The sequence below is a fragment of the Bacillus rhizoplanae genome, from assembly GCF_917563915.1.
In the GTDB taxonomy this organism is placed as follows: Bacteria; Bacillota; Bacilli; order Bacillales; family Bacillaceae_G; genus Bacillus_A; species Bacillus_A rhizoplanae.
On the sequence record NZ_CAKJTI010000001.1, the window covers coordinates 219,260 to 234,427 of the forward strand.

Genomic DNA, 15,168 nt, shown 5'->3' on the forward strand with positions numbered 1-15,168 from the left:
TGCTTTTATAACGAACATTGACTACAATTTGGTTGGTGAGAGATCAGGATATGAAAGGAAGAAGTATATGGAGATAAAAGAAATCTCTGTCCCGCTTCAAGGAATTGTTGGGGACTATTTGAAACATAAAAAAGAGATTCAAGAATGCTTTGATTATCCGATAACGGAAGAGGGCTTTGTAAGACGTATACATGATTTGCGAAATAGACAGTATCCAAGGCAAGAGTTAGTATCACATTTATTGCAATATAATCAAGAATTGAATGCGGGAGAAAAAACACTTCAAAATATCCATGCTTTGTTAGAGGAAGATACATATGTTGTTATTGGTGGACAACAAGCAGGGTTGTTAACTGGTCCTCTTTACACAATTCATAAAATCATATCTATTTTACAACTTGCAAAGGAAAAGGAAGCGGCGCTTGGGGTACGGGTTGTTCCTGTTTTTTGGATTGCTGGAGAAGATCATGACATTGATGAAATTAACCATGCGTTCGTTACGAAAAATGGAAAGGTGAAAAAGACAATTTTCCATGAACGCCATCCATATAAAGCGAGTGCTTCTGAAATGGAGATTTCTATTGAGGATTGTAAACGTTGGATAGAAGAAATCTTTAAAACATATCCAGAAACAAAATATACAAAGGACGTATTGGATTTTATAGATGAGTGTTTACAGCAATCGCGGACATATGTTGATTTCTTTGCGCATCTTATTACAAAGTTATTTACACACTCAGGTTTAATTCTTGTAGATTCTCATCATCCAATCCTTCGAAATATGGAAGTGCCTTTTTTCAAAGAAACATTAGCACGCTATAAAAATGTGCAAGAAGGGCTTAACGCTCAGCAACGTGTATTACGTGAGCAAGGATATAAACCGATTATTGAAACAAAACAGAATGCCATTCATGTTTTTATGAAAATCAATGGAGAGCGTCTTCTGTTAGAAGAAGAAGAAGGACGTTTTATTTGTAAAGAGGGGATGTATTCATTTTCGTATGAGGAGCTCATAGAAAGGATGGAGAGTCACCCTGAACAATTTAGTAACAATGTTGTAACAAGACCGCTTATGCAAGAATTTGTTTTCCCTACGCTCGCATTTATTGGTGGGCCAGGAGAAATTGCATATTGGAGCGAATTACAACAAGTGTTTCATGCAATGGATTGTCAAATGCCACCGGTTGTGCCGCGTTTGACAATCAGTTATTTAGCGCGCGATATTGAAACTGATTTACAAGATTTGCAGCTGCAAGAGAGCGAAGTGTTTAATAAAGGTATTACTGCACTCCGAGAAAAGTGGCTGTCTATGCAAGTTGAAGAGCCGATAGACAATCAATTTACTCATGCGGCGGAGCAAATCGGAGCGATTCATACATCTTTACAACAATTTGTACAAAAAGTAAATCCAGGTCTGCGAGATTTTGCAAAGAAAAATGAGTTGAAAATTATGCAACAACTTGAATTGTTAGAACGAACACTTCGAGCGGATTTTGAGAGAAAACATGAAGTGCAGCTTAATAAATTCCGACGAATTGAAAATTCTTTACAACCTCTATATGCGCCGCAAGAACGAGTATGGAATATTTGCTATTACTTAAATATTTACGGACTTGATTTTGTGGAAAGGGTTATGAAGCAAACTTTTAGTTGGACTGGAAAACAGCATATTATAAAATTATAAAATCTTGCTCTTAAGAGCAGGATTTTATTTTATTTTGTGGAATTAACTGTAAAATAATTTTATTTATTTACTATGTAAATCTTATCGTGTAAAAGCTGAGAGTACTCTTTTTTTGAAGAACAGTACTTTTTTTGACAAAATGAAACAAAACGAAAGCAGATTATTGTCTTTTTCGACATGTTTTTATGTATTTTCCCGCAAAAGATGATAAAATTTAGTATATAATAAGGTGACATAACCATTAGTAGGGAGTTGTGTTCCCGCTAATTGTCAGCCATACCAATCAGACTCTTAGGGGCAGTTATCTCAATTCCTCATAATTTTGCGGATTGACTGTTAAAGCGGGATAAAAAGATGCGTCAAGAGGATTATTTTGCAAAAAGTAGGTGCAACAATGTATAAACATGTAACAGTGCTTTTAAAAGAAACAGTAGATGGTTTAGAAATTAAACCGAATGGTACATATGTAGATTGTACGCTAGGAGGTGGGGGGCATAGTGCTTATTTACTATCTCAACTTTCCGAAGAAGGAAGACTAATTGCATTTGATCAAGATGAGATTGCAATTCAAAATGCAAAAGAAAAATTCTCTTCTTACAACGGCCAATTTATAACTGTAAAAAGTAACTTTCGCTATTTGAAGGAAAGATTATATGAATTAGGAATTACAGAAGTAGACGGTATTTTATTTGATTTAGGTGTTTCTTCCCCGCAATTAGATACACCAGAACGTGGATTTAGTTATCATCACGATGCTCCGCTTGACATGCGCATGGATCAAGATGCCCCGTTAACAGCATATGACGTTGTAAATAGTTGGTCATATGAACAACTTGTAAGAATCTTTTTTCAATATGGTGAAGAAAAATTTTCAAAGCAAATTGCAAGGAAAATTGAAGCGTACCGTGAGAAAAAGCCAATTGAAACAACTGGAGAGTTAGTAGAATTAATTAAAGAAGGGATTCCAGCTCCGGCACGTCGAACTGGTGGACATCCTGCGAAGCGAGTATTCCAAGCAATTCGTATTGCAGTTAATGATGAATTGAAAGTGTTTGAGGAAGCGTTGGAAGCGGCGATTGACATAACGAAAACAGGTGGACGAATTAGCGTTATTACATTCCATTCGTTAGAAGATCGCATTTGTAAAATAACATTAAAAAAACATAGTACAACACCACAGCTTCCACCAGGATTACCAATTATTCCTGATGAATACAAACCAAAGTTGAAGCTAATTACAAGAAAGCCAATTTTACCTTCTGATGTGGAATTAGAAGAAAATAACCGAGCGCGTTCTTCAAAACTACGAATTGCTGAAAAATTATAAAAAGGAGAGAGAGGTATGACAAATTTAGCCGTTAAGTATAAAAAACAGCAAGTAGAAGTACAATCTCAAGCTCCGCAACAAGTGATACAGCCAGGTGCGAAAACAAAAATTACAAGAATTGAAAAATTATTGTATGTTGCATTTATTGGCTTTTTATTGTATGCATGTGTAGCATTTATTGGTAATAAAGCGGCGTTATATGAAGCTGATGCTAAAGTAACAGAAATTGAAAGCACACTTACAAAACAACAAAAAACAAATCAAGAATTACAGGCTGAAACTGAAAAGCTAACACGTTATGATCGCATTGCAGAGATTGCCAAAAAACATGGGCTTGAAATTAATGCGAATAATGTAAAAGGCTTAAATTAATCCAATAGGTGTGAAGAAGAGATGAATACACGTAAATTTCATACCAACAAAGGAGCAGGGTTCTTCATCAAAGTTTTTCTCCTGCTCTTTTTTCTGTTGTTAGCCCGCTTTCTTTATATTGAAGCAACAAAAACAGTGCATGGAGTAGATTTAGAGGCAATTGCGCAGCAAAAACATAATAAAAGCGGAGTACTCGAAGCAAATCGAGGAACCATTTATGATCAAAATGGTTATGTGCTTGCTCAAGATGCAAATTCATATAAGATGGTTGCTACTTTAAAAGGACAAAATCATATAGAAGACAAAGAAGATGCTGCAGAGAAACTATCGAAAGTACTTGATGTAAGTAAAGAAGAAATTTTGAAGTACTTAAATAAAGACCTTACACAAGTAGAGTTTGGATCAATTGGAAGAAATTTAACGAAAGAAAAGAAGGACGAAATTGAAAGTTTAGATATAAAAGGAATTTCTTTTGTTACAGAAAAGGCAAGGGTATATCCGAACGGTGATTTTGCTTCGTACGTACTTGGATATGCTAAGCCGAATGATGAAGGAATTGGAGAAGGACAGTTCGGACTTGAAAAAAGTTTAGATAAATATTTACGTGCTTCTAACGGAAGTGTAACGTATACGGGTGATACGAAAGGTGTCTCGCTAGAAGAGAAAAAAAATGATGTAAAGCCTCCTAAAAATGGAGATAATGTATATTTAACAATTGACCAACGTATTCAAAGCTTTCTAGAAGATGCGATGGAAGAAGCGGAAAAACATTATGATCCATCAATGTTAATCGGAGTCGTAGCGGATCCAAAAACAGGGGAAATTTTAGCGATGTCTAGTAGACCAAGTTATGACCCAAATAAACGAGACATTGATTATTTTTTAAATGATCCCATTGCTAATGCTTATGAACCAGGTTCGACAATGAAAATCTTTACGTTAGCGGCCGCGATTAATGAAGGTGTATACAATGGCCAAGAGTATTATCAATCTGGTACGTACAAAGTAGGGAATTCGGTAATTAAAGATCATAATAATGGTGCAGGATGGGGCTCTATTACGTTTGATGAAGGTGTTGAGCGCTCATCAAACGTTGCTTTCGCTATTTTAGGAAATGAAAAGTTGGGACCCGATCGTTTCCATCAATACATTCAAAAATTTCACTTAGATCAAAAGACAGGAATTGATTTGCCTGGAGAAGGTGAAAATACAATTTTATTTGATAAGCAAATTCAGCAGGTAACAACGGCATTTGGACAAGGTTCTACAGTAACTCCAATTCAACTTGTGCAAGCGGCTACTGCAATTGCTAACGATGGAAAAATGATGAAGCCGTATGTAATTGATCAGATTGTAGATCCAGCGGATAATAAAGTTGTTGTGGATCACAAACCGGAAGTGGTAGAAAAACCAGTTACAAAAGAGACCGCAGAACACGTAAGGCAATTGTTAGAACAAGTTGTAACATCACCTAAAGGAACGGGAACGGCGTATAAACTTGATAACTATTCTGTTGGTGGTAAAACCGGAACAGCACAAATTCCGGATGGAAAAGGCGGTTACATGACAGGACGAGAAAATTATATTTTCTCATTCCTTGGTATGGCACCAATAGATGATCCGCAGCTTGTTATCTATTTAGCAGTTAAGCAGCCTAAATTAAAAGATACTGAATACGGTGCACAACCGTTAGCTGAAATGTTTAAATCTGTAACGGAAAATAGTTTAGAGTATTTAAAGATTAAACCGAATGAAATAAAAGATGTGAATAAACAAACAAAAGAGCAGCAAGCTGCTGTTCCAGATGTAACAGGCAAAACGATGGGAGAAGCAAAAGAAATATTAGAAAAGGCGAAGTTTCGACCTGTTGTGTTAGGAGAGGGAAAAGTTAAACAACAAGTGCCAAAAGCGAATGAAAAAACGTTACCGGGTGATCGAGTATTTTTAGTAGGAGATCAACCGAAAATGCCGAATATTAATGGTTGGGCACTTCGTGATGTCATGAATTTAGCGGAAGTATTAAATCTAGATTTGAAACTTTCAGGTACAGGATATGTAACAGAACAGAGTGTTGCTGAAGGTACGCCGTTAAAAGAACGAACTCCGTTAGAAGTAAAACTTGTTCCGCCTCTTGAACCACAGCAAGAAGCGGAGAAGGAGCCAAGCAAAAAGGAAGGCACTTAACATAGGAAAAGTAGGCGTGTTCTAATTAAATACGTACAAGCATATATTGGAACAAGTGAAGCGTAAAGGAGGCTTGTTCCAATATGCGTGTATCGAATGTAACAGTAAGAAAACGGCTTATTTTTGTGCTTATATCTGGTATACTGATTTTTACAATTATCGATATTCGTCTTGGATATGTGCAGTTTTTTCTTGGGAATATGTTAACAGATCGTGCGAAAGATTCATGGAGCCGTAATATTACATTTGAACCTGAGCGAGGGAAAATTGTAGATCGAAATGGTGTAGAGCTCGCAACAAATAAAAGTGCACCAACTGTCTTTGTGGTACCAAGGCAAATTGAAAAACCAGCAGAGACTGCAGAGAAATTAGCTGCAGTTTTAGGTGTGTCGAAAGAAGAAATCTATCAGCGTCTTACGAAAAAAGAGTCCATAGTGAGATTAGACAAAGGCGGGCGAAAAATTTCTCACGACAAGGCAAAAGAAGTTAGGGCTTTAAGTTTAAAAGGTGTATATATCGCTGAAGATTCCATTCGATATTATCCGTTTGGAAAATATCTATCACATGTTCTTGGATTTGCTGGGAGTGATAACCAAGGACTTATGGGGCTGGAGTCATATTATGACAAAGAATTAAATGGTGACAAAGGATATGTTCGTTTTTTTGCTGATGCGAAAGGACAGCGTATGCCGAACATTGGTGATGATTATAAAGAACCTGGAGATGGCTTGGATTTAAAGTTAACAATTGATTCACGTATTCAGACGATCATGGAGAGAGAATTAAATATTGCGGATTCGACGTATCATCCAGATGGAATGATAGCAATTGCTATGAACCCAAATAATGGTGAGATTTTAGGTATGTCTAGCCGACCAAGTTTTGATCCAGCAGATTTCAGAAGTGTTTCACCGGAAGTATTTAACCGAAATCTCCCTGTATGGAGTACATATGAACCAGGATCCACATTTAAAATTATTACACTTGCAGCTGCTTTAAATGAAAAATTAGTAGACTTGGAGAAAGATACGTTTTATGATGATGGAGCAGCAGAAGTTGGCGGTGCAAGATTACGTTGCTGGAAAGCAGGGGGGCACGGTAGCCAAACATTTTTAGAGGTTGTTCAAAACTCTTGTAACCCAGGTTTTATAGAGCTTGGAGACCGTTTAGGAAAAGAAAAGCTGTTTCAATATATTCGTGATTTTGGATTTGGCCAAAAAACGGGTATTGATTTACAAGGAGAAGGTAAAGGGATTTTATTTGATTTAAAAAAAGTAGGGCCTGTTGAACAAGCGACGACAGCATTTGGTCAAGGGGTGTCTGTTACCCCTATTCAACAAGTTGCGGCAGTAGCCGCTGCTATAAACGGCGGCACGTTATATCAGCCATATATTGCGAAAGAGTTTATTGATCCGACTACGAACAAAGTGATCAGTAAAAAAACGCCTGTAGCGAAGAGACAAGTTATTTCCAAGGAAACATCTGAAAAAGTACGTTATGCACTTGAAAATGTTGTTGCAAAAGGTTCGGGTAAAGGAGCTTATATTGATGGTTATCGTGTTGGAGGAAAGACTGGTACAGCCCAAAAAGTAAAAGATGGGAAGTATTTGGATAACAACTATATTGTATCGTTTATTGGGTTTGCACCAGCAGATAATCCACAAGTTGTTGTGTATGTTGCTGTAGATAATCCAAAGGGGATTACACAATTTGGCGGAGTTGTAGCTGCACCAATTGTTGGGAATATTCTTCGTGATGTATTGCCAGTGATGGGAGTAGAGCCTAGAAAAGAGCAAGTTGAAAAGAAATTAACTTGGGATGAAACGCCTTTAATAGAAGTTCCTAATGTAGTAGGCATGGATCGAAAGGAATTACAAAATCAACTTGTTGATTTACAATTGGATGCTAGCGGCGAAGGAGACAAAGTGGTCGAACAATCTCCAAAGCCCGGCACGAAAGTAAAAGCAGGATCAAAGGTCCGAATATACTTTAATTAAGTATGAAGTGCTTATTTACGATACAATAACATTCAGCTAACTAGCAGTGAGACACTTGTTTCTCACTGCCTGTTAATTAATAAATTATGCTCTTATGTATGGAGTTCTTTGAAACTATCCATTTATAAGGGATAAATAAAGAGTAGAGAGGGTTTAAAGAAATGAAGTTGCATACACTTGTATCAAGTTTGCATGATTTTCCGGTTGTTCCAAAAGAAAATCCGGAAATTACATCTATTGAAGCGGATTCGCGTAAAGTGACAAATGGAAGTTTATTTGTATGTATAAAAGGTTTCACGGTTGATAGTCATGAATTTGCCAAACAAGCAGCCGCGCAAGGTGCGGCTGCTATTGTTGCGGAAAGACCTATTGATGTTGACGTTCCAGTTGTACTTGTTAAAGATACAGTACGTTCTTTAGCGGTGTTAGCAGATTATTTTTATGGACAGCCAACGCAAAAGTTACATTTAATTGGAATTACAGGTACAAATGGAAAGACAACAACATCGCATATAATGAACGAAATTATGCGTGCGCATGGACATAAAACAGGATTAATTGGAACAATTAATATGAAAATAGGTGACGAAACGTTTGAAGTGAAAAACACAACACCAGATGCATTAACATTACAAAAGACGTTCCATAAAATGATTGAACAAAATGTAAATAGTGCTGTTATGGAAGTATCTTCACATGCATTGCATCTTGGAAGAGTACATGGATGTGATTACGATGTAGCAGTGTTTACGAATTTAACGCAAGATCATTTAGATTATCATAAAACAATGGAAGAGTACAAACATGCAAAGGGCTTATTATTTGCACAGCTTGGTAATAGCTATTCTCATAACCGTGTAAAATATGCTGTATTAAATAATGACGATGCCGCAGCAATAGATTTTATGAAAAGTACGGCAGCAACGGTAATTACGTATGGTATTGATACGAAAAGTGATGTAATGGCGAAAAATATTGAGATGACTAATGCTGGTACGGCTTTTACACTGGTAACTCCGAATGAAAGCATCGAGATTACGATGAAGTTAATTGGGAAATTTAATGTCTATAATGTACTAGCTGCAACTGCAGCATGTCTCGTTTCTGGTGTAGCTTTGCAAACGATTATTGATGTTGTGAAAGAATTAAAAGGTGTACCTGGGCGTTTTGAAGTTGTTGATAGAGGTCAAGATTTTACAGTCATTGTTGACTATGCGCATACACCGGATAGTTTAGAAAACGTATTGATGACAACGAAACAATTTGCAAAAGGAAATGTGTATTGTATCGTTGGTTGTGGTGGGGATCGAGATCGTACGAAACGACCAATTATGGCGAATGTCGCATCTAAGTATGCAACGTACGCAATCTATACATCAGACAACCCGCGCAGCGAACAGCCCAAAGCAATTCTTGATGATATGATAGAAGGTGTAAAAGGGAATAATTATGAAGTGGTTGCTGATCGAAAAGAAGCGATTTCTCGTGCTGTTGCTGAGGCAAAAGCTGGAGATATTATTATAATTGCTGGTAAAGGCCATGAAACATATCAAATTATCGGTACAGAAGTACATCATTTTGACGATCGTGAAGTTGCTGGGGAGGCAATTGCACAACGTTTAAGCATGAAAGAATAACAGCAAGAGAGGGGGACTAAATATGCTTGAACAAGGATTATTAATTACAGTTGGGGTGGCATTTTTAATTTCTGTTGCGTTGTCACCAATTTTTATTCCATTTTTACGCCGTTTAAAGTTTGGACAGAGCATTCGTGATGAAGGTCCGAAGTCACATCAAAAGAAATCTGGAACACCGACTATGGGCGGAATTGTTATTTTTATTTCAATTATGATTACGTCTATTATTATGATGTTTAAGTTTCAAAAGAGCGCTGAGACATATTTATTGCTTCTAGTTACATTTGGTTATGGTTTAATCGGATTTCTTGATGATTACATTAAAGTTGTTAAAAAAAGAAATCTGGGTTTGACATCAAAACAAAAATTAATCGGGCAGTTTGTTATTGCGGTAGCTTTCTTTATCATTGCAAAGGGCCAAGGATTTGATACACATTTAAGTATTCCAGGAACAGAAATTAAGTTTGACTTACACTGGGCATACTTTATTCTTGTTCTCTTTATGTTGATAGGAGCTTCAAACGCAGTTAACTTAACTGATGGGCTAGATGGATTATTAGCAGGAACAGCTGCCATTGCATTTGGTGCGTATAGTATTATTGCTTTTGCTCAGGAGCAGTACACAATTGCTATTTTTTGTATGGCAGTTGTTGGAGCTGTATTAGGGTTTTTAGTATTTAATGCTCATCCTGCAAAAGTATTTATGGGAGATACAGGATCTTTAGCGCTTGGTGGTGCTTTAGCTGCTGTTTCAATTTTAACGAAAACAGAGTTATTATTAGTCATCATTGGTGGGATGTTTGTTATTGAAACGCTTTCTGTTATTATTCAAGTCGTTTCGTTTAAAACAAGAGGAAAGCGTGTATTCAAAATGAGTCCGCTTCATCACCACTATGAATTATGCGGTTGGTCAGAATGGCGCGTGGTTGTAACGTTCTGGTCAGTAGGGCTTTTATTTGCAGTGTTAGGAATTTATATCGGGGTGTGGATGTAATTGAAAACGATAACTGACTATCAAAATAAAAATATTCTTGTATTAGGTATGGCAAAAAGCGGTTATGCTGCAGCTGTTTTATTAAAGAAACTTGGAGCAAATGTAGTTGTAAATGATAGCAAGCCGCTAGCTGAAAATCCGTTAGCGATAGAGTTGCAAGGTCAAGGTGTGGAAGTTGTATGTGGTGGTCATCCCTTAGAATTATTAGAGAAAAATATTTCTCTTGTTGTGAAAAATCCAGGGATTCCGTATTCTAATCCGTTACTTGTCGCGACAAAAGAAAAAAATATTCCGATGGTAACAGAAGTAGAATTAGCATATCGCATTTCGGAAGCACCGTTTATTGGGATTACAGGGTCAAATGGGAAAACAACGACAACAACATTAACATTTGAAATGTTAAAAGAAGGAGAAAAACATCCTGTTATTGCTGGAAATATCGGTACGGTAGCATGTGAAGTTGCACAAGATGTAACTGAACAAGAAGTGGTTGTAACAGAACTTTCTTCTTTTCAATTAATGGGTATTGAAACGTTTCAACCGAAGATTGCAGTGCTTTTAAACTTATTTGAAGCACACTTAGATTATCACGGTACGAAGAAAGAGTACGGTTTAGCAAAAGCGAATATCTTTAGAAATCAAACTGAAAATGACTATAGCGTCATTAATGCTGACGATGAAGATGTAATGATGTTGTCTGAGCAAAGTAAAGGACAAAAAGTGTACTTTTCTACGACGAAAATTATTGAAGACGGCGCTTGTGTAAAAGATGGTGCTCTTTACTTTAAAGGTGAAAAAGTTATTGATATTTACGATATTGTATTACCGGGTAAACATAATTTAGAAAATATACTGGCTGCTATGAGTATTGCAAAGCTTATGGGCGTTGCTAATGAAGCGATTATAGCAGTCTTAAAACGTTTTACAGGTGTAAAGCATCGTTTAGAATATGTAACGACGATTGGAAACCGTAAGTTTTATAATGATTCAAAAGCAACAAATATGCTGGCGACAGAAAAAGCATTGTCTGCATTTACGCAACCAGTAATTTTATTAGCGGGTGGGCTAGATCGTGGTAATGAATTTGATGATTTAATCCCATACTTTGGGCATGTGAAGGTACTGCTTACATTTGGACAAACTGCACCTAAGCTTGTGAAGGCTGCAGAAAAGGCTGGAATGAAAGTTATTAAATGTGTCGATAATGTGGAACAAGCGGTACAAGAAGCATATGCTCTTTCAGAAGAGGGAGACGTAATTCTTTTATCTCCTGCATGTGCAAGCTGGGACCAATTTAAAACATTTGAAGAAAGAGGAGACATGTTTATACAAGCTGTGCATAAGCTAGTATAAAGTGAAAGAATCATCAGTGGATTGTTCCTACTGATGATTCTTTTATAGGTAGATAAAATGAAACTCCTATTGGCGGGATTTTTCTTCGTCTTCCACTGATGAAAAGCTTTTACCAATGGGGTTCTTACAGGGAGTTATCTCACACCTATCTTCTTTGATTTCTTGCAATCTTGAGGTGAGAGTCATACTGCCTGCAAGTAGCCAGAGATAAATGATGCTTCGTTTGTGAAAAAAGTAGGGCTAACGAAAAGCTGCTTTCAAAGAGGTGATGCTCATTGCCAACAAAGAAGACTCCTGATTTTATTCTTATTATTGTGACATTGTTACTTTTGACGATAGGAATGGTGATGGTATACAGTGCTAGCGCTGTATGGGCTTCGTATAAAATGGGAGATTCATTCTTTTTTGCAAAACGTCAATTGTTATTTGCTAGTCTTGGTGTCGTTGCTATGTTTTTTATCATGAAGATTGATTATTGGGTGTGGCGTACATACTCCAAGGTGATTTTACTTATCTGTTTCGTTCTTCTTATTCTAGTTTTAATTCCTGGAATTGGACTGGTGCGAGGCGGAGCTCGAAGTTGGATTGGTATAGGTGCATTCTCTATTCAGCCTTCTGAGTTTATGAAGTTTGCGATGATTATTTTTTTAGCGAAATTTTTATCGGAAAAACAAAAAATGATTACGTCTTTCAAACGAGGATTACTTCCTGCACTTAGTTTCGTGTTTGTTGCATTTGGTATGATTATGTTACAACCCGATTTGGGGACAGGTACGGTAATGGTTGGAACATGTGTTGTTATGATTTTTGTTTCGGGAGCACGTATTTTTCATTTTGCAATGTTAGGGTTGATAGGAGTTGCAGGATTTGTTGGGCTTATTGCATCAGCACCGTATCGAATAAAGCGTATTACATCATATTTAGATCCATGGTCGGATCCGCTAGGAAGTGGATTTCAGATTATTCAATCGTTACTTGCAATCGGACCGGGGGGATTATTTGGGCTCGGTCTTGGACAAAGTAGACAAAAATTTTTTTACTTACCAGAGCCACAAACAGACTTTATTTTTGCGATACTATCCGAAGAATTAGGTTTTATTGGTGGTTCGTTTGTGTTATTATTATTTAGTCTGTTGTTATGGCGTGGGATTCGTGTAGCGTTAGGAGCGCCAGACCTATACGGTACTTTTTTAGCAGTCGGGATTGTGGCGATGATTGCGATTCAAGTGATGATTAACATCGGTGTTGTAACTGGACTAATGCCGGTTACAGGAATTACCTTGCCATTTTTAAGCTATGGTGGGTCTAGCTTGACCCTTATGTTAATGGCGATTGGAGTGTTACTAAATATAAGTCGTCATTCTCGCTACTAAACCCTGTTTTTATGACAGGGTTTTTCGTGTGTGAAAACGGAAACAAAGCGATTGATATATGAATGGCATACATAAAGTGTAACTTCTATCAGTAAGGTTTAGTTGAATCAATTAGACTTTTACTGCCCGTGAGCAGCGGGATAATAGAAAAAAGAAGCGGAGGAACAGGCAGTGCGAGTATTAGTCAGCGGTGGTGGAACAGGTGGGCATATTTATCCAGCTCTTGCGTTAATTCGAGAAATCAAAAAAATACATCCTGAGGCAAGATTTTTATATATTGGTACGGAAAATGGTTTGGAAAGTAATATTGTTCGCAAAGCCGGCATTCCATTTCAATCCATTGTTATTAGCGGGTTTAAAAGGAAATTATCAATGGATAATGTGAAAACGGTGATGCGTTTTGTAAAAGGTGTACAAGATAGTAAACGTTATATTCGCCGTTTTAATCCAGATGTTGTAATTGGAACAGGTGGTTATGTATGTGGTCCAGTTGTATATGCAGCTGCCAAACTTGGTATTCCAGCAATTGTACATGAACAAAATAGTGTACCTGGTGTAACAAATAAATTTTTGAGTCGTTACGTGAATAAAGTAGCGGTTTGTTTTGATGCGGCAGCAGAACATTTCCCGCAAAATAAAGTTGTGATGACAGGAAATCCTCGTGCTTCGGAAGTAATGAACCAAAATGGTATGAAAGGCAAGCATTCTGTGGGATTATCTCTTTCAAAAAAATCAGTATTAATTTTTGGAGGAAGCCGAGGCGCTAGACCGATTAATGATGCGTTTTTAGAAGCAATTGAACAATTTGGTAATAAAAATTATGAAGTATTGTACGTTACAGGTGAAGTGCATTATGATAAAGTAATGGAAGCTGTGAAACAAAAAGGGAATCCGCAAAATGTTATTATTAAGCCGTTTATTGATAATATGCCAGAAGTACTTACTGGGGTAGACCTTGTTGTTTCGCGGGCAGGTGCTACAACGCTAGCTGAATTGACAGCTTTAGGGAAACCAAGTATCTTAATTCCGAGTCCGTATGTAACAAACAATCACCAAGAAAAAAATGCTCTTTCTGTTGTTGATAAAGGTGCAGCAAAAATGCTTCTTGAAAAAGATTTAACAGGTGAAACGCTTATTGGTGATATTGATGAAATTTTACTAGATGTACAAAAATTACAAAATATGAAACTAGCTGCAAAGCAGTTAGGAATGCCAGATGCAGCAAACAAGTTGTTTGAAGTTATGAAAAAACTTGTAGAAAATAACGTTAGGTGAATGCCCTGCATACTACTGTAGTACGGAGACTTAATATGGGGGGAGCATCATGAAACAATTAGCAAAAGAACTTATGGAAGCACAGGTAGGAAAAGTACTAAAAAACGAACCATTAGCTCGCTATACAACTATGAAAATAGGTGGTCCAGCGGATATTTTAGTGGTTCCAAGTAGTGTTGAAGATGTGGAAAAATCATTAAAGCTTGTGAAAAAGCATGGGACAAAATGGACTGCAATTGGTCGCGGTTCCAACCTTCTTGTATCGGATAAAGGTATTGAAGGAGTTGTGATTCGATTAGGAGAAGGACTAGATCATTTAGAAGTAGATGGTGTTACTGTACGAGTAGGTGGAGGGTATTCTCTCGTTAAACTGTCAACTTTATTGAGCCGCCAAGGATTAGCAGGATTAGAGTTTGCTAGTGGTATTCCTGGAAGCGTAGGCGGAGCTGTTTATATGAATGCAGGTGCTCATAAATCGGATATGTCTGAAATTTTGACGAGAGCTCGTGTTATGTTTGAAGATGGAACGATTGAATGGCTAACGAAAGAAGAGCTAGAATTTTCTTATCGCACATCTGTTTTACAAAAGAAGCGTCCTGGCATTGTATTGGAAGCAGAGTTACAATTAAAAGCAGGTAATCGTGAAGACATTATCGCGATTATGCAAAAGAATAAAGATTATCGCCGTGATACACAACCTTGGAATCACCCATGTGCAGGAAGTATTTTTAGGAATCCACTACCAAACTATGCTGGTAATTTAGTTGAAAAGGCTGGACTACGTGGTTATCAAATTGGCGGTGCAAAAATTTCGGAAATGCATGGGAACTTTATTGTTAATACAGGAACCGCTTCTGCGCAAGATGTTCTTGATTTAATTGCTTTTGTGAAGAAAACGATTAAAGAACAATTTGATGTTAATATGCATACAGAAGTAGAGATTATTGGAAGATAATAGTTGTTTGTCCCACC

General features: G+C 37.1%; 11 protein-coding genes. All 11 read left to right on the top strand.

Annotation, left to right across the window (positions count from 1 at the left end):
- Window positions 1-67: 67 nt before the first annotated feature.
- The 11 genes from bshC to murB all read left to right on the top strand — a co-directional run bounded on the left by bshC (window position 68) and on the right by murB (window position 15,151).
- Window positions 68-1,684, top strand: a complete 1,617-nt coding sequence (bshC, locus tag LRP84_RS01235) for a bacillithiol biosynthesis cysteine-adding enzyme BshC (RefSeq protein ID WP_230573408.1) — start codon at window positions 68-70, stop codon at window positions 1,682-1,684.
- Window positions 1,685-2,078: 394 nt separating this feature from the next.
- The gene (gene rsmH / locus LRP84_RS01240; RefSeq protein ID WP_230573566.1) at window positions 2,079-3,011 is read left to right on the top strand and encodes a 16S rRNA (cytosine(1402)-N(4))-methyltransferase RsmH; all 933 of its coding nucleotides are present in this window, start codon (window positions 2,079-2,081) and stop codon (window positions 3,009-3,011) included.
- Between the two features lie 15 nt (window positions 3,012-3,026).
- The gene (gene ftsL, locus LRP84_RS01245) at window positions 3,027-3,383 is read left to right on the top strand and encodes a cell division protein FtsL (RefSeq protein WP_230573409.1); all 357 of its coding nucleotides are present in this window, start codon (window positions 3,027-3,029) and stop codon (window positions 3,381-3,383) included.
- A 21-nt stretch (window positions 3,384-3,404) separates the two neighbouring features.
- Window positions 3,405-5,567, top strand: a complete 2,163-nt coding sequence (locus tag LRP84_RS01250) for a penicillin-binding protein (protein WP_230573410.1) — start codon at window positions 3,405-3,407, stop codon at window positions 5,565-5,567.
- An 83-nt stretch (window positions 5,568-5,650) separates the two neighbouring features.
- Entirely contained in the window at window positions 5,651-7,564 is a 1,914-nt protein-coding gene (locus tag LRP84_RS01255; protein ID WP_230573411.1) for a stage V sporulation protein D, read from the top strand.
- Between the two features lie 161 nt (window positions 7,565-7,725).
- Window positions 7,726-9,201 (top strand): UDP-N-acetylmuramoyl-L-alanyl-D-glutamate--2,6-diaminopimelate ligase, encoded by a 1,476-nt coding sequence (locus LRP84_RS01260; protein ID WP_230573412.1) that lies wholly within the window; start codon window positions 7,726-7,728, stop codon window positions 9,199-9,201.
- Window positions 9,202-9,223: 22 nt separating this feature from the next.
- Window positions 9,224-10,195, top strand: coding sequence for a phospho-N-acetylmuramoyl-pentapeptide-transferase (gene mraY, locus LRP84_RS01265; RefSeq protein WP_230573413.1), 972 nt, complete (start codon window positions 9,224-9,226; stop codon window positions 10,193-10,195).
- On the top strand, window positions 10,196-11,548 hold the full coding sequence (gene murD / locus LRP84_RS01270) for a UDP-N-acetylmuramoyl-L-alanine--D-glutamate ligase (protein WP_230573414.1): 1,353 nt from the start codon (window positions 10,196-10,198) through the stop codon (window positions 11,546-11,548). It begins immediately after the preceding gene.
- A gap of 275 nt (window positions 11,549-11,823) precedes the next feature.
- Complete coding sequence (spoVE, locus tag LRP84_RS01275; RefSeq protein WP_230573415.1) at window positions 11,824-12,921, top strand: stage V sporulation protein E; 1,098 nt, start codon at window positions 11,824-11,826, stop codon at window positions 12,919-12,921.
- Window positions 12,922-13,092: 171 nt separating this feature from the next.
- Window positions 13,093-14,196 carry an undecaprenyldiphospho-muramoylpentapeptide beta-N-acetylglucosaminyltransferase gene (murG, locus tag LRP84_RS01280; protein ID WP_230573416.1) on the top strand — a complete coding sequence of 368 codons (1,104 nt, stop codon included), beginning with the start codon at window positions 13,093-13,095 and terminating at the stop codon, window positions 14,194-14,196.
- Window positions 14,197-14,245: 49 nt separating this feature from the next.
- Window positions 14,246-15,151 carry a UDP-N-acetylmuramate dehydrogenase gene (murB, locus tag LRP84_RS01285; protein ID WP_230573417.1) on the top strand — a complete coding sequence of 302 codons (906 nt, stop codon included), beginning with the start codon at window positions 14,246-14,248 and terminating at the stop codon, window positions 15,149-15,151.
- The last annotated feature ends 17 nt before the right edge of the window (window positions 15,152-15,168 follow it).

What these genes read in the sequence shown, in the direction of transcription:
- LRP84_RS01260 (WP_230573412.1), top strand. Translation starts at nt 7,726, where the DNA reads ATGAAGTTGCATACACTTGTATCAAGTTTGCATGATTTTCCGGTTGTT.
- mraY (WP_230573413.1), top strand. Translation starts at nt 9,224, where the DNA reads ATGCTTGAACAAGGATTATTAATTACAGTTGGGGTGGCATTTTTAATT.
- LRP84_RS01250 (WP_230573410.1), top strand. Translation starts at nt 3,405, where the DNA reads ATGAATACACGTAAATTTCATACCAACAAAGGAGCAGGGTTCTTCATC.
- rsmH (WP_230573566.1), top strand. Translation starts at nt 2,079, where the DNA reads ATGTATAAACATGTAACAGTGCTTTTAAAAGAAACAGTAGATGGTTTA.
- ftsL (WP_230573409.1), top strand. Translation starts at nt 3,027, where the DNA reads ATGACAAATTTAGCCGTTAAGTATAAAAAACAGCAAGTAGAAGTACAA.
- LRP84_RS01255 (WP_230573411.1), top strand. Translation starts at nt 5,651, where the DNA reads ATGCGTGTATCGAATGTAACAGTAAGAAAACGGCTTATTTTTGTGCTT.
- murB (WP_230573417.1), top strand. Translation starts at nt 14,246, where the DNA reads ATGAAACAATTAGCAAAAGAACTTATGGAAGCACAGGTAGGAAAAGTA.
- bshC (WP_230573408.1), top strand. Translation starts at nt 68, where the DNA reads ATGGAGATAAAAGAAATCTCTGTCCCGCTTCAAGGAATTGTTGGGGAC.